Genomic DNA, 15,293 nt, shown 5'->3' with positions numbered 1-15,293 from the left:
TTACAGTTAAGGGGTTACGTCAGGGCGTGTGCGAGCAGGGGTCAACCGCCGCCGATGGCATGCACAATCTCCACCACGTCACCCTCATTGAGAGCAACATCGCCGTGCTGGCTCTTGGGGATGATTTCCCGGTTTACTTCCACGGCCAGCCGGCGGCCGGTCAGGCCGAGTTGGGCAACCAGGTCGGTAATGGTGTTGCCATCCAGTGTCAGGGTATCGCCATTTACGGTGAGGTTCATGATCGTGATCAAGCGTGTTTGAAAAGGGACCAGGCCAGCATCAGCCAGCCGATAATCAACGCGGTGCCACCCAGTGGGGTAATGGCGCCAAGCCACTTTTGCCCGGTCAGCACCAGAATGTACAGGCTACCACTGAAGACCAGCATACCGGCAAACATGACCCAGCCAGCGGTGACCAGATTGCTGACGCCATAGGCTTTGGCCAGCAGTCCTGCCAGCAACAGCGCCAGAGCGTGATAAAAGTGGTATTCACTGGCGGTGGCCCAGGTGGCCAGCATGGACTCGTCCACGCGAGCTTTCAGGCCATGGGCGCCAAAGGCTCCCAGAATGACGGCCAGTGCGCCGTTGAGGGCGCCAAGGACAAGCAGGGTTTTCATGCGAAGCTCCACAGGTGACGGCGATGTCGGGTGCCGTCTTGGGCTGCATAGTGTAGCGGAATTCTCGGATTGACGGGCACAATCTCACGCCTCGACTTGCCGCTGAGTCTGCGTGGCGGGATGGAAGTGGTCGATTCCTCGTCAAGCCCGGTTGCGGCTCAAGACCGTCTTTTCTCATCGCTCTCTTGGGCTATCGCGCCGCCACCGGGCGTAACGAAGGAACGCCCGCAGGGTGAGCGGAGCGAATAACCGACCCTCCTACGGCAAGTGAGGGGGTTAAATCGGGCCGTTCACGGAAATTCGCGATGCGTAACAAAAAAAGCCCCTCGGTGAGGGGCTTTGTTCTGTCGCAGTTCGCGTGTTGCGTTATGCGGCAATCGCGTTGCGTAGCTTCTTGATGGCGTTGTTTTCCAGCTGGCGAATACGCTCAGCCGATACGCCGTACTCGTCGGCCAGTTCCTGCAACGTGGATTTCTGGTCGGCCAGCCAGCGGCGTTCGAGAATGTCGCGGCTACGGTCGTCCAGTGCCATCAGGGCAGAGCCCAGTTGGCGGGTTTCACGCTGTTGTTGATCCTGCTCGGCGATCAGGTCAGCGGGGTCGCTGTTGTCGCTGTGCAGGTAAGCGGCCGGGGAAACCACGGCGTTGTCGTCGTCATCGTTGGTGGGGCCATCGAAGCTGGCGTCATAGGCGCCAAGCCGGCCTTCCATTTCTTTCACCTGCTCTGCGGTCACGCCGAGATCATCGGCCACACGCTGAGCTTCTTCCAGCGTCAGGCGACCCAGGCGTTTCTTCTGGCCACGGAGGTTGAAGAACAGCTTGCGCTGGGCCTTGGTGGTGGCCACTTTCACGATGCGCCAGTTCTTGATCACGTATTCGTGAATTTCGGCCTTGATCCAGTGGACGGCGAAACTCACCAGGCGCACGCCCTTGGTGGGGTCGAAGCGCTTCACGGCTTTCATCAGGCCCACGTTACCCTCCTGCACCAGGTCGCCCAGAGGCAGACCATAGCCGGTGTAGCTGCGAGCAATGTGAACCACAAAACGCAGGTGCGCCAATACCAGGTTGCGGGCGGCGTCCAGGTCCTGTTCATAGTAAAGCTGTTCGGCCAGGCGTTGTTCGTCGTCTGCGCTGAGAACCGGCACGGCATTAACGGCTCGCATGTAAGCGTCCAGGTCATTACCCGGTACGGCCAGCGTGAGCGCCTGTGCTTGGGAAGTAGGGTGTGTCATGCGCATGTCTCCTTGTGAAGACGTCTCTTTGAAATCCGTTGAGCCCGATATTAGCACTCGAATTAATAGAGTGCTAATAGGCAGAAAAGTTCAAATCAATCAGCTTTTTCGATCTTTCACAGCATAGCGCGACACTGTGAATCGCTGGTGAACGGGGAATTCGACCCGGGAGATGGGCGGGGGTTCCGGAAGGGTGAGCCGCAAGTGGCCAGGGATAAGCAGGCCGTTGCGGCCTGCTAGAAGTTGGGCTCGATGTCGCCCAGGTGGCGACCGACTGCCAGCCACGCTCCCAGTAGCCCCAAAATACCGCTGAACATGGGAAGTATGATCAGGCTGGATGCGGCCATAGAGGTAAGTGATTGCTCGCTTTTATAGAGGGTGAGCAGCTCGTCGATAGGGCCGCCAAGCCACCAAAGGGCCGTCTGTACCAGAATCACGGCAACCAGCCCGCCGGCAAAGCCAAAGCAGAACCCGGTGTAAAGGAAGGGGCGGCGCACGAAGCCATCGGTTCCGCCAACGATTTTTACCACCACGATTTCGTCCCGGCGGCTTTCGATGCCCAACCGGATGGTGTTGACCACCACTAGCACCACGGCGGCGGCGAGCGCCAGGGTGAGGGCAGAGATCAGCCTCTCGCCCAGTTCAATCAGGGCATGCAGGCGGCGCACCCACTCCACGTCCAGCTGCACCAGGTCGACCCCGGGCTCCGCAGCGAGGCGGTTTTCCAGGTCCCGCAGGGTGACCGGGTCGGTACTGTCCGGGAATACCACGATAAGAGGGGGCAAGGGGTTGTCCGGCAGGGCCTCAAGTACGTCGCCAAACCCCGATAGCGCCTGAAATTCGGCCAGCGCCTGTTCGCGGGTAATCACTTTCGTGCGTTGGATGTGATCCAGCGCTTCCCATTGCCGGGCCAGATCCCGCTGCCGGGACTCCTCGACATCCATGGTCAGGAACACGGACAGGTGGGCGTTGCCATCCCAGCCCCGGGTGATGGCCCTGGCATTGTCCAGCAGCACGGCCAGCCCGGCGGGCAGGGACAGGGCAATGGCAATCACCAGAATGGTCATGGTGCTGCTGGCACGGCTCAGGTTGATACGGTGTAGAGCGTCCCGCAGTGAATCCCGGTGGTGCTCCCGCCAGCTGGCAAGGCGATCCTTCAGTGAGGTGCTGGCGCTGTGGGCTCCAGCCGCGCGGCGTGGCTTTTCGGCCTTGGAGCGACGGGGCTTGATGGGGGTGGCATTGCGTTTGTTAGCGGCCATGGGGATCCCCTGTTCCATTGCCATCGCGGTCATCGCCATCGTGGATCAGGCGGCCCTCGCGGAGGGTCAGCAGACGGTGGTTATAGCGGGCAATCAGGCTCAGGTCGTGGGTGGCGATCAGTACCGCCACGCCGACTCGGGCGAAGTCCTGGAACAGATCCATGATTTCTTCAGAGAGCGCGGGATCCAGGTTCCCGGTAGGCTCATCGGCGAGCAGCAGTGGGGGTTTGTTGACAACCGCGCGTGCGATGCCCACCCGTTGTTGCTCCCCGCCGGAGAGCATGATCGGGTTGAGCTTTTCCTTGTCGAGCAGTCCGACCTTGTCGAGTGCAGCGCGTACCCGTTTTCCGATATCGGCGCGGGAATAACCGGCAATGATCAGTGGCAAGGCGACGTTGTCGAATACGCTACGGTCAAACAGCAACTGGTGGTTCTGGTGCACCATGCCGATCTTGCGGCGCAGCAGGGGAATGTGGCGGTTGCCGAAGCCATTGAGGTTCTGGCCTTCCACCAGCACCTGCCCCTGGGATGGGCGCTCGATCATCATGATCAGTTTCAGCAGGGTCGACTTGCCCGCCCCGGAGTGACCGGTCAAAAAGGTGAGTTGCCCGGCTGGCAGGGTAAAACTGACCTTGCTGAGCGCGTCTTTGCCGTTCGGGTAGCGTTTACTGACCCGGTCGAACTGAATCATGGATGTCCTTCGGACTGTGTCATGCCTTGCGGGGCGACACTGCGCCCCGTCAAGGGTGTTCTGGAGGAGGTGGGATCAGCCCGTCACATCCTCAAACAGCGCCTGAACGAACTCTTCTGCATGGAACGGTCGCAGGTCTTCCAGGCGTTCCCCAACACCGATAAAACGAATCGGCAAGCCAGTACGTTTGGCCAAGGCGAACAGGATACCGCCTTTGGCGGTGCCGTCGAGCTTGGTCAGTGCCAACCCGGTCACGCCGGCGGCATCACGGAACTGTTCGGCCTGGTTGATGGCATTCTGACCGGTGCCGGCATCCAGTACCAGCAGCACTTCATGAGGGGCATCCGGAATCAGTTTCTTCATCACCCGGGTGACCTTGGTCAGCTCGTCCATCAGGTTGCCGCGGGTATGCAGGCGGCCAGCGGTGTCGGCGATCAGCACATCGGCCCCGCGGGACTGGGCCGCCTGAACGGCGTCGTACACGACTGAGGCCGAGTCGGCGCCGGTGTGCTGGGCGACTACGGGAATATCGTTACGCTCTCCCCAGACTTGTAGCTGTTCCACAGCAGCGGCACGGAAGGTATCGCCGGCGGCCAGCATCACGCTCTTGCCCTCGGCCTTGAAGCGGCAAGCAAGCTTGCCGATGGTGGTGGTCTTGCCGACGCCGTTGACGCCCACCATCAGGATTACATAGGGTTTTTTGCTGGTGTCGATGATCAGGGGTTGGTCGACTGGTTCCAGCAACTTGCGCAGTTCGTTCTGCAGCGATTCATATAGCGCATCGGCATCCACCAGCTCTTCACGGGTTACCTGGTCGGTGAGCGCCTGGATGATCACATCCGTGGCTTCTACACCCACATCAGCTACCAGCAGCTGGGTCTCGATTTCCTCGAAGATCTCGTCGTCGATCTCCTTGGCGCCCACCAGCAGGTCGGCCAGGCCTTTGCCCAGGCCCTTGCGGGTCTTGCTCATGCCCTGCTTCATGCGGGCCCAGAAACCCTCGCCGTCATCATTGCTGTCGGCATTGACGGTTGTGGTGGCGGGAGCCGCCTCGGGTTCGGGATTGCTCACGACGGGGGGGGCAGGCGCAGGCTCTGGCACCGTTTCTGCCCCCTGTGTGCGCTCACCGTCCTGGCTCTCGGGTGTGCTGTCTTGTTCGTCAGTACCGACAAACATGCGTTTCCAGAAGCCGGTTTTTTTCGGTTCCTGCTTGGAATTATCGTCGTCGCGGGAAACTTCGTCGCTCATGTTCAGTCGTATCCAGATACGAAGGGAGTAGCCCTTCCTCAACAATCAGGCTGCAAGTGCAGGGCAATTGAGGAGCCTCTGAATAATGCCTTGCGTGCTCAGCGTGACCAAGCGTAGCAGATGTGCGCTCCTGGTCGCGCTCTTCGGGTCTTCCAGGCTGACCCGCACTCGTTGTTGCGCTTTCTTGATGGATGGACATACACCTTCAAAAGCGCGCCTAGATTGCGGGCCAGCCTGAAAGACTGAGCATGCAAGGCATTATTTAGAGGCTCCTTAACCGGTATGCTATGCCGGTAACAGCAAAAGGCGCCTGCCTGCAGGGTGGTCGCTCGCAGCGCGAGCGCGCGGCTATCCTAACATTAAGGAGTGCGGTGAGCAGCTTTCACCGTGGGGGACGCGCCAGCAATAGAGGCAATACATGAAAAAATGGATCGCGGGCCTGTGTCTGGCCCTGTGGGCGGGTGTGGCCGGAGCCTCGGCGCCGACCCACAGCTTTACCCTGGATAATGGCATGAAGGTGATTGTGCGCGAGGATCATCGCGCGCCGGTGGTCACCGTGATGGTGTGGTTCAAGGCCGGCAGCATTGATGAGGCGCCCTTTGAGACCGGCCTCGCCCACGTGCTGGAGCACATGATGTTCAAGGGGACTGAGCATCTGGGGCCGGGCGATTTTTCCCGACTGGTGGCCCGTTACGGTGGCAGCGACAATGCCTTCACCAGTTACGACTACACCGCCTATTACCAGCAATACGAAGCGTCCCGCCTGCCGTTGGCACTGGAGCTGGAGGCCGAGCGGTTGGGCAGCCTGCAGATTGACGATGAGGAGTTTCATCGTGAGCTGCAGGTGGTCCTCGAAGAGCGCCGCATGCGTACCGACGACAACCCCAATGCTCTCGCCTGGGAGAAATTTCAGGCCATCGCCCGGCCAGGGACCGGTTATGCCCACCCGGTGATCGGCTGGCGCTCACTGCTGGCCCAACTGCAGCCAGAGCAGGCCCGCAGCTGGTACCAGCGTTTTTACGTGCCAGGCAATGCCACCCTGGTGATAGCCGGGGATGTGAGCCGCGAACAGGTGGAGCCGTTGGTAGAGCGGTTTTTCTCTGATCTCCCTGCCGGCGAGACACCGCCGCGCCCGGAACAGTCCGTCAGGCCGGCGGCTGGTGAGCGGCGGTTGGCATTGACCATGCCAGTCAAGGTGCCTGCCCTGTACATGCTCTACAACGTGCCGTCTCTGGTGACGGCGGACAACAAGCAGGATTTCTATGCCCTGACAATGTTGGCGGGAGTTCTGGATGGCGGCATGAGCGCGCGGATTGAGACCGACCTGGTTCGTGGGCAGAAACTGGTAGCAGGTGCGGGGGCGTCCTACAGCGGTATCCAGCGTGGAGATGGCACTTTTACCCTCTCCGCGGCACCGAACCCTGAGGTGTCCCTTGAGGAGGTGGAAGCGGCCTTGCGTGAGCAGATCGTACGGCTGCAGACGACCCTCCCTGACGAATCTGAAATGGCCCGGGTGCGTGCAGGTGTGCTGGCCGGGCAAGTGTATGAGAAAGACTCTGTGATGGGGCAGGCCATGGAGCTGGGAACATTGAGTACGCTGGGTTTAAACCTGGATTTATCAGAGACGTTTGCCGATGAGCTTGCCAGGGTGACGCCAGAAGAAGTGCAGCGTGTGGCGCGGGAATGGCTGGTGCCTGAGCGCCTTGCTGTCGCGTATGTGACTCCGCCTGCCGAGCAGCAACAGCGCAGCACGCTGGAGGCCACACAATGAAGAGACTAATAAAAGGTGCGCTGTTGCCTGTGCTGGCGGTTCTATTATCGGCCTGTCAAAGCATGGGCGCGTTCCCGACCACAGAAGCCCAGGTGGCGGCCAGTGAGCCCCAGGCGCCGGCACTGGATATCCAGTCCTGGCAAACGGCGGAGGGCGCCAGGGTCCTGTTCGTCGCCAGTGATGCCCTTCCCATGCTGGATGTCCGCCTGGTAATGGCGGCGGGCAGCTCCCGGGATAACGGGGTTGCAGGGCTGTCTTCGCTGACCAGTGCCCTGTTGGGTGAAGGCGCTGCGGGCTTGAATGTGGACGATATTTCCCGCGGTTTTGAAGACCACGGAGCGCAGTTTGATGTGGGCAGTTATCGGGATATGGGGGTAGTGGAACTGCGCACCCTCAGTGACCCGGAATTTCGCGATCCGGTATTGACTTTGTTCAACCAGGTGATTGCCACTCCCAGCTTCCCGCAGGATGCGCTGGATCGCATTCGAACCCAGATGATGCAGGGCCTGCGCATGGAGCAGCAGGTGCCTGGCCCCCAGGTCAAGAAAGCCTATATGGCTACGGTGTTCGCCGGGCACCCCTACGGTGAGCCCAGTGACGGCACTCTGGCAACGCTGCCCGCGATTACGCGCGAGCAGCTGGTCGAGTTCTACAACACCTATTACGCGGCCGGTAACACCGTGATTGCCATGGTGGGGGATGTCAGCCGGGAACAGGCAGAGCAGATCGCTGGCCAGATCAGCCAGTCACTGCCCGAGGGAGGCGCCGCACCGCCACAGTCCCGGGCACAGGCCCTGACTGAACGCAAGCATGAGCACATCAATTTCCCGTCCGCACAGACCCATATTCTGCTGGGTAATCAGGCCACCTGGCGTGGTAACCCGGATCACGTCGCGCTTTACGTGGGCAACATGGTGCTGGGGGGAGGGGGCTTTGCTTCCATTCTCACCGACGAAGTCCGCCAGAAGCGGGGGTATGTGTATGGCATTGGTAGCGGCTTCTCGGCAATGGCTTCCGGTGGGCCGTTCCAGGTGTCGTTCAAGACCGCCAACGAAAACGCGGATGACGCGCTCAGTCTGACCCTTAAGTTGATTGATGATTTCGTTGAGAGCGGCCCCACAGAGACACAGCTTGAAGAAGCCCGCACCAGTATCCTCGGCAGCTTCGCATTGGGCACGGCGGATAATAGCGACATCATTGGCCAGCTGGGCGCCATCGGGTTTTACGATCTGCCCCTGGATTACCTGCAATGGTTCAACCAGCAGGTGCAAAACGTCACCACGAATGACATCCGCGAGGCGTTCCAGCGTCATTTGGTGCCGGCTAATCTGGCTATCATCAGTATTGGTCCGCAGGCGCCTGAGGTGAAGGCCGTTGGCGATGACCTGCAAGCCGGTGAACAAGGCAGCGTGGTTGATGGCGAAAAATAAAGGGCGCGGGGGGGGCGCCAGCAAAGGGCAGGTTCGAATCATCGGAGGTGCCCAGCGCGGCCTGCGTCTGCAATTTGTGGATCAGGGGGGGGATTTGCGCCCGTCGTCGGATCGCTTGCGTGAGACACTGTTCAACTGGCTGCAGTTCGAGTTGCCGGGATTGCGGGTGCTTGATCTGTTCGCCGGTTCCGGAGTGTTGGGGGCAGAGGCGCTGAGCCGCGGCGCAGCCACGGCCACGCTGATCGAGAAAAAGCGAGAGCGCGCCGTTGACCTGGATCGCCAGTTGCAGCCGTTGTTTGCTGAACGGGCCTGCGTTGAGGCCCGTGATGCCCTGATATGGCTACAGCAGCCCGCCACCCCCTTTGATCTGGTGTTCGTGGATCCACCCTATGATCTGGGGCTGGTCGAGCCTGCCTGCAGGTCGCTGGAGCAGCACGGCTGGTTGGCTCCACAGGCCTGGGTCTATGTGGAGTCTCGCAGTCACGATAGCCCTCCGCAGGTGCCTGCCCGCTGGCAGTTGCATCGGGAAAAGCGTGCAGGGGAGATTCATGCCCGCCTGTTCCGCTGCGCGTCCTCCGACGCCCGATAAATGAGCTCCGCCAGCCGCTACAGACGGTTTGTCTGCCGCTAGCCAGGTGAATGTAAATCTGAGTTCCATTCATCCCATTATCACGCCGATTGGGCGTTTCCCGGCTCCATCACTCGTTATTGACGGCGCTATATTGTGATTGAGTTCACAAATAGGGCGAGAGAGAGGGAGGCACCATGGATGAGGTGAAGAATGCCAGTATCCCTTTGAACAGGGACCGTTTCATGCGTCAGCTGCTCGGTCAGCTGGCTGAAACCATCGAAGATGTTGCCGGGCTGGAACATGCAGAAGGGCTGATCGCCATGGTCGGTCAGAACATGGGCGACAGTATCAATCGAGCCTACAAGGATGCCCTGGATGTGGGGCGGCTCGATCTCGAGCAGGTTGCCGCTGTGCTGGTGGATTTGAAACGTCGCATTGAAGGCGATTTCTATCTGTTAGAGCTTAGTGATCAAAAAATCATTCTCGGTAACCGGCGTTGCCCGTTTGGTGGCCATGCCAATGGCCGCCCCGCCTTGTGCATGATGACGTCCAATGTCTTTGGCGTGATTACCGCAGAAAACAACGGCTATGCCAGAGTGGAAATCAAGGAAGCGATTGCGAATGGTGATGCGCAATGCCGGGTAGAAGTCAGCCTCGACCCCAGTGAAGAGGGGCCTGGTCGTGAGTACTTTGTGGCAGATCCCTAATGATTACTCCTGAATGCGGTGCGATTCTGGATGCGATTTCCCTGCCGGTATTGCTGATCGATGGGCAGGGCTGCATCAAGGCCGTCAATCGTCAGGCGGCGGCCTTGCTCAAGGACGGAGCGCCAACCAATATGGCTGTGCTTTTACTTGGAGGGGGCGAGAAATTTCTGCGTAGTGTGCGACGTAACAGTCAGAGCGCTCACATGGGCACGCGTTTGGCGGCGCCACTGGAGCACTACTATCCAACCAGTTCCCGAATCAGCCTGAAAGGGGAATGGCAGGACTGTTATCTGATCGAACTGTTTCCCCGTGATATTGCCGTGGGCAGCATGCGTCGGGTATCAACCAGTTTGCGCCGCGAGGCCCAGTTACGGCGCACCTGCGTACAAGCCGAAGAAACCGCCCGCAGTGCCGAGAGTGAGGCGTGTGAAGACCCGCTCACCAGAATTCCCAACCGGCGGGCGTTCGATCGCTGGTTGGCGGAGCTGGCCCAGCAGTCCAGCCATCGGCACCACCCCTTTTCCCTCTTGTTAATCGATATGGATTACTTCAAGCGTATTAACGATAACCATGGTCATGATGTGGGTGATCAGGTGTTGAAAACCGTGGCCCGGCTATTGTCAGAGTCGCTGCTTCGGCCGGGTGACAGGGTTGCCCGAATCGGCGGTGAGGAGTTCGCGGTGCTGTTACCAAACACCGATGTCGAAGGTGCCAGCGATGTGGCCTGGCGGTTGGTAAAAAGGGTCAGGGACTATAATCGGCGCATTCAGCGCCAGCAAAGTGGCTATAAATTATCGACCCTTTCCATCGGTGGCACGGCTTGGTGTCCCGCGAAACCGGTTTCCGCGCAGGCGCTGATGAAAGCGGCGGATCAAAGCCTGTATCAGGCCAAGGGGCAAGGCAGGGATCAGGCGGTGATTCTGGGTTAAGGGCCATTCTTGTCCACGCGGGATCCCGAAAATGGCACAACCTGCACTAGAGTCCCACCTCCTTACTACCGAATACTGTATCGGTATACGGAGGAAACATCATGAATGCGCAAGCGAAAACGCCTAAAAGAATAAACCAGAGTGATATTCAGCCTCGCCGCATGGACTTCGAGTTTGACCCGTCCATCCCGCGTTACTGGTTTGACAACGACCAGTTCAAAAGCATGTTGCTGACGGCGTTGTCCTGCACCTTCCCCGAAGGGGAGCGTTTTTTTGTCCGCTCCGTACGATACTTCCAGAAAAGCATTCAGGATCCGATGCTGCGCGAAGAAGTAAAAGGCTTCATCGGGCAAGAAGCACATCATGGCAATGAGCATGATGCCTTCAACGCATTCATGGAATCCAAGGGCGTGCCGACACACAAGGTCGACGCCTATGTGAAGCAGGGCCTCAAATTCATGGCCAAGTGGTTGTCCCCCGAGCGACAGCTTGCCAAGACCTGTGCGCTGGAACATTTCACTGCCATGCTGGCAGAAATGATTCTGGAAAATCCGGAATTTATTGAAGGCATGGATCAGCGAATGGTGCCGCTGTGGCTATGGCATGCCATTGAAGAAAGTGAGCATAAATCTGTGGCATTTGATGTTTACAGAGAGCAAGTCGACAGTTACTGGGTTCGCAGCTCCGAGATGGCGTTCACCACCGTTGAATTTATTGGTTTCACTATCTATCACTACATTCAGCTGCGTCAGGAAATGGATGACCCGACCGATTGGAAGTCGGTGCGGGGTGGCCTGAATTGGTTGCTGGGTAAGCCGGGCTGGTTGCGTAAACTCGGTAAGTCATACCTGGCTTACTACAAGCGCGATTTTCATCCGTCGAAGCGAGACAGCGAACATCTGCGCAAGCGCGCCTTGATTCGCCTGGCGGATATGCTCGGCAAGCCGGAACTGGTGGCCTGAAGATTCACGTGCTGATGGCGTCAGCCTGTTACCCTTTGGGTAATGGAGGTGTGCATGAGCAATCTTATCACCCGCTTGAAGCAGCGGCTTTTTACCCGCAAAGACGTGCTGTCAGATCACCACGCAGGAGAGGATAATCCTTACCGGGATTATCATCCTGCCCATCAGGGTGACACGCCCGATGATCTTCACCGTGGGCGTCATCGCTACAAGGAAACCTTTACCAATCACTGGGATCTGGATTATCTGTCCCGGGAAGAACTGGAAGAGATTCTGGCTGAGCGTAACGGCGCTACCTCAGGGGCCAGGCGTAAGTCACGTTGATCCGGCTCATGCCGGCCGGATCACCCCGGCTTCGGTGAAGCGTTTTGATACCCGCACGACGATATCGCTTTGAAAAGCTTTTTCGTAATGGACATCCAGAACGTAGGCTTTCGCCCGCAGACGAATGGCCAACCGGTAACCCACTTCGATTTCTTCAATCGCGAAAGTCACCGGCTTTTTCAGATAGGCGAAGCGACTGGTGAAAATAACTTCTTCGATTATTGCCTTGGCCTCTTCCAGGTTGGCATCCAGCCCCACGTGAAAATCCGTGACCACCATCATGTCCAGCTCGCCGGCATTGCCGGACGCGACCACGTCGGTAATGAAGCGGGAGTTGGGAATGGTCACCAGGTTGTCGTCCAGGGTTTGCAGACGCACGGTGCGCAGACCAATGGACACGATTTCGCCATAGACATTGTCGAAGCTGACCCGGTCGCCGACCCGGAAAGGGCGATCAAACAACAGCAGCAAGCCCGCCACCAGCGAAGCCGCAATATCCTTGAGGGCAAAGCCCAGCGCCACGGCCACCGAGCCGCCCGCTGCCAGCATGAATTCTTTCGGGGGTTGCAGCACTCCGACCACCAGGGCAATGGCGCCCACCGTATACAGCACAAAACCGATCAGAGTGGTGATCTGCAGGATCAGGAAGCGCCGGGTGGGCAGTTTCTCAGTGACTTTCTGGCCGGCTTTGCTGATGCCCCAGTTCAGCGCCCACAACACAAAGCCACCGATGAACAGCAGCAGAATGGCGTAGACATTGAACAGCTCAACGACAACCGCCAGGTCGTTGACGATATTTCCATCATTCATTGAGCAGATTCTTCCTTGTCAGGTAACTGATCACCGGCTGATACCACAGGGGCACCAGGCGGTAGCGATTGTCGTCGGTTTTTTTCAGGAAGCCGGCATCAAAGCCACTTTTGAGCGCATAGCGCACCACATTTTCCGGCAGACAGGTTGCCGCACTGATTTCGCTGCTACTCAGGCGGCCGTGGGTGGCGATGGCGGCATACACAAACAGGGCGTTTTCTCCCATGCTGTCGAGGATGCCTGCGGATGGCGGCGTCGGCAGGCCGACCTGAACACGGCGGCCCTGTACCTTGATGGAGGTCAGCCATAAACGTAGTGCTACCAGCGGGTTTCCCCGGCTGGCGTCCCACAGGAGGCTGAAGTAACGCTGTTCGGCATTTCGAACATTACCGGCCTCCGGCCCTCGTGATGACAGCAGGACTTCGTCGTAACTGACCTGGTAGCCGCCGAGATGGTTGCGGGACAAAATTAGTGAGCGGATATCCGACTGCCCCCAGCGCTTGACCCGCACCACATTACGGAACTGATAGTCACGGCCGAAGACGTTGCATAAATAGGCCCAGCTCTGGTTATTGATCATCAGTAACCAGAAGACATTATCCAGCCGTGCGTTAACCAGGCTCAGCACGGTGCGCCAACCCGCCAGCCCCCCCTGGGATGCCAGGAAAAAGTTTTGCGCCTCATCCAGAATCAGCAGCGTCGGAGCCCGGCTTTCATCGCTTTTTACCAATGCGGCCGGGCCTTGCTCCACCAGCTCGACGTTCAGGGCATCGCCGACAAGCCGGTGGATCTCATCGGGCTGAATGGTACGTGCGGGCACTTTCAGGGTAATGACTTCCAGGCCTTGGCAGCTGTCGCTGAGGGCGCTTTGCAGCTTGCCTATGCTGATGCTCTTGCCGCTGCCCTTCTCGCCGACCACGACCAGCGCATTTTCGTCGGTCTTGTCGCCATGCCAACGCTGGATCGTCTTTTCCATGGCAGCGACCAGGCCGGTATCGATGAAAGGCAGTTTGCTGCCTTCGGGAAGTTCCTGGGCAAACCAGCGCTCGTAGTTGCCTTCTTCCGGTGTTTCGGCGCTGTTGGCTTTTTCGTCATCTTCCTCGTTATTGATCTTGGTGCGCAGGCGGAACCAGCGGGCCTTGAAACGCATGTACCAGTCAAAATCGGCCAGTACCCGGTCAAGAAAATCCACCAGAAAGCTGACCAGAGCGACGGGCAACATGAGCGGGGCAAAAAGCCAGAACAGCCATGGCGTCAACAGACGCTCGGCTACCGGGTCCAGATACGATGGCAGGATTGCCTGCAGGCACAAAAGGTAATCGTGATTTCGCAGTGCCAGCAGTCGGCCGACCGCGAGATAAAGGCTGGTACCCAGTAACCCTGCCAGCAGGTAATACAGCAAAGACGGCCCCAGGCTTTCCCAGACCACCAGTAAAGGGAACCACGGCACCATCAGCCAGCCCGCTACCTTGCGTGAGTGGGCAATGACCTGACGCGACTGGTCAGCACTCAGGTAGGTGTTGGCACTCTGGGCGACGCGACCAATCAGCCATTCCCCGACCAGGCTGGCCAGTCCGTAAATCACGTACAGGTGGGCAAACGGCAGCAGCCATAGCAGTACCTTGGTCGAGGGGCTGTCGAGCAAGGGGGCCAGCTGACCCAGAAAAAACCACAACAGCAGCCAGGGCAGCATCGGCGCGATGCCACTGATCAGCCGGCTGGCATTGCGCAGCCAGCGGCGCTGGCCGCTGGCGGCCACGACTTTTTCGTGCAGGCTCAGGGCCCAGTGGCGACTGCGATGGGCCAGTTTGGCCAGCAGCACGAAACCGGCGATGCCCAGCACCAGAGCGAGCATGTTCTGCACGATGGGCATATAGCCGGTACGGCGGATCGGTGCGCTCAGGTCATAACGCACCAGGGTGATCGTATCCATCAACCGTTGCTGAATTCGGGCGCCCTCCCGTGCCAGTACCGCAGGGATACCGGTCAGCCCGCCCATGTCCAGCACCATGTCGCTGAGGTGGCGGCGATGCCACTGATCAGCACGCAGGTCGCGAACCTGTTTCTGTACCTCCAGCCGGGCCTTGATCAGGTCCCGGTAAGGCGTCGTGATGGGAGATGGCGGTGACAGGGAAGGAGGTTGATGCCAGAGTTGATCCAGATCCGCAGTCACCCCGGCATCGGACTGTGTCATGTGCGGCACTAGCGCCCAGAGGCGGGCAATGTGGTCTTGTACGAGTCTGGCGCCCGTGACCAGCGAGGGGCTGCTCTGGGGGTCGTCGATACGTTCTTGCAACTGGTTATGCAGGGTGCTCAATTGGGCCAGGGCCTGGCGCTGGGCCGGGCTCATGCTTAGCAGGGTATGACGCAAGCGGTAAAGGGCGGTGTCCAGCGTCGACAACTGTTCGGTCAGGGCCTCAATGTCGTTCTGGACTGCCTGGCAGCGACTGTCAGTGCTCTGGCGTTTGGCCGGCGGGTTGCCCGAGACCGCGTCAGGATGGGCGAGTGGTTGCCCAAGCAGCCCTTCCAGTTGCTGCGGCGCGGGGACCTCCCCATTCAGGATGGTCTGCAGACGCTGACGGTCAGAGGCCAGTTGTTGCTCTTCGCGCTCCAGCGCAATCAGGGTCTGTTCCGCTTGTTCGCACGCTGTGGCGGCCTGGGCAAGAGGCGCCATCCCGGAGAGCAGCAAGGTCAGAATCAGACCCCAAAAACGTGGCTGTCGCGTGAATCCCATTCCTTGCCCTC

General features: G+C 59.2%; 15 protein-coding genes. 7 read left to right on the top strand and 8 right to left on the bottom strand.

From position 1 onward, the window contains the following. Positions 1-41: 41 nt before the first annotated feature. The 6 genes from thiS to ftsY form a co-directional block, all read right to left on the bottom strand. Positions 42-239: a sulfur carrier protein ThiS gene (gene thiS, locus Q672_RS27490; protein ID WP_022985708.1), complete on the bottom strand. Its 198-nt coding sequence runs from the start codon at positions 237-239 to the stop codon at positions 42-44. 8 nt (positions 240-247) lie between these two features. Continuing rightward, on the bottom strand, positions 248-616 hold the full coding sequence (locus Q672_RS27485; RefSeq protein ID WP_022985707.1) for a DUF423 domain-containing protein: 369 nt from the start codon (positions 614-616) through the stop codon (positions 248-250). Positions 617-982: 366 nt separating this feature from the next. Then, a complete protein-coding gene (gene rpoH, locus Q672_RS27480) occupies positions 983-1,846 on the bottom strand; it encodes an RNA polymerase sigma factor RpoH (RefSeq protein ID WP_022985706.1) in 864 nt (287 codons plus the stop codon). Positions 1,847-2,082: 236 nt separating this feature from the next. After that, positions 2,083-3,105: a permease-like cell division protein FtsX gene (gene ftsX / locus Q672_RS27475; protein ID WP_022985705.1), complete on the bottom strand. Its 1,023-nt coding sequence runs from the start codon at positions 3,103-3,105 to the stop codon at positions 2,083-2,085. Continuing rightward, a complete protein-coding gene (gene ftsE / locus Q672_RS27470; protein WP_022985704.1) occupies positions 3,095-3,796 on the bottom strand; it encodes a cell division ATP-binding protein FtsE in 702 nt (233 codons plus the stop codon). The genes ftsX and ftsE overlap by 11 nt, the downstream gene beginning before the upstream one ends. A 75-nt stretch (positions 3,797-3,871) precedes the next feature. Next, the gene (gene ftsY, locus Q672_RS27465; RefSeq protein ID WP_022985703.1) at positions 3,872-5,044 is read right to left on the bottom strand and encodes a signal recognition particle-docking protein FtsY; all 1,173 of its coding nucleotides are present in this window, start codon (positions 5,042-5,044) and stop codon (positions 3,872-3,874) included. Between the two features lie 418 nt (positions 5,045-5,462). Between ftsY and Q672_RS27460 the strand changes: the two genes are divergently transcribed. The 7 genes from Q672_RS27460 (at position 5,463) to Q672_RS27435 (ending at position 11,738) form a co-directional block, all read left to right on the top strand. Beyond that, positions 5,463-6,815 carry a M16 family metallopeptidase gene (locus Q672_RS27460; protein ID WP_022985702.1) on the top strand — a complete coding sequence of 451 codons (1,353 nt, stop codon included), beginning with the start codon at positions 5,463-5,465 and terminating at the stop codon, positions 6,813-6,815. After that, a complete protein-coding gene (locus Q672_RS27455; protein ID WP_022985701.1) occupies positions 6,812-8,245 on the top strand; it encodes a M16 family metallopeptidase in 1,434 nt (477 codons plus the stop codon). Before Q672_RS27460 ends, Q672_RS27455 begins: the two co-directional genes overlap by 4 nt. Then, a complete protein-coding gene (gene rsmD, locus Q672_RS27450; RefSeq protein WP_022985700.1) occupies positions 8,232-8,834 on the top strand; it encodes a 16S rRNA (guanine(966)-N(2))-methyltransferase RsmD in 603 nt (200 codons plus the stop codon). The genes Q672_RS27455 and rsmD overlap by 14 nt, the downstream gene beginning before the upstream one ends. Positions 8,835-9,010: 176 nt before the next feature. After that, a complete protein-coding gene (locus Q672_RS27445; RefSeq protein ID WP_022985699.1) occupies positions 9,011-9,523 on the top strand; it encodes a methanogen output domain 1-containing protein in 513 nt (170 codons plus the stop codon). Beyond that, complete coding sequence (locus Q672_RS33815; RefSeq protein WP_022985698.1) at positions 9,523-10,452, top strand: sensor domain-containing diguanylate cyclase; 930 nt, start codon at positions 9,523-9,525, stop codon at positions 10,450-10,452. Before Q672_RS27445 ends, Q672_RS33815 begins: the two co-directional genes overlap by 1 nt. A 101-nt stretch (positions 10,453-10,553) precedes the next feature. After that, positions 10,554-11,414 (top strand): metal-dependent hydrolase, encoded by an 861-nt coding sequence (locus Q672_RS27440; RefSeq protein ID WP_031226594.1) that lies wholly within the window; start codon positions 10,554-10,556, stop codon positions 11,412-11,414. Positions 11,415-11,468: 54 nt separating this feature from the next. Beyond that, positions 11,469-11,738: a hypothetical protein gene (locus tag Q672_RS27435; protein WP_022985696.1), complete on the top strand. Its 270-nt coding sequence runs from the start codon at positions 11,469-11,471 to the stop codon at positions 11,736-11,738. A gap of 6 nt (positions 11,739-11,744) precedes the next feature. Here the strand turns inward: Q672_RS27435 and Q672_RS27430 are convergent, their stop codons facing one another. Next, positions 11,745-12,548, bottom strand: a complete 804-nt coding sequence (locus Q672_RS27430) for a mechanosensitive ion channel family protein (RefSeq protein ID WP_022985695.1) — start codon at positions 12,546-12,548, stop codon at positions 11,745-11,747. Beyond that, positions 12,541-15,282 (bottom strand): ATP-binding protein, encoded by a 2,742-nt coding sequence (locus tag Q672_RS27425; protein ID WP_022985694.1) that lies wholly within the window; start codon positions 15,280-15,282, stop codon positions 12,541-12,543. Before Q672_RS27425 ends, Q672_RS27430 begins: the two co-directional genes overlap by 8 nt. Positions 15,283-15,293: the final 11 nt, after the last annotated feature.

Source organism: Alcanivorax sp. P2S70 (assembly GCF_000475295.1).
Taxonomy (GTDB): Bacteria; Pseudomonadota; Gammaproteobacteria; order Pseudomonadales; family Alcanivoracaceae; genus Alcanivorax; species Alcanivorax profundi.
Note: the sequence above shows the minus strand (reverse complement) of the source record. Positions and strands in the feature narration are given on the sequence as shown.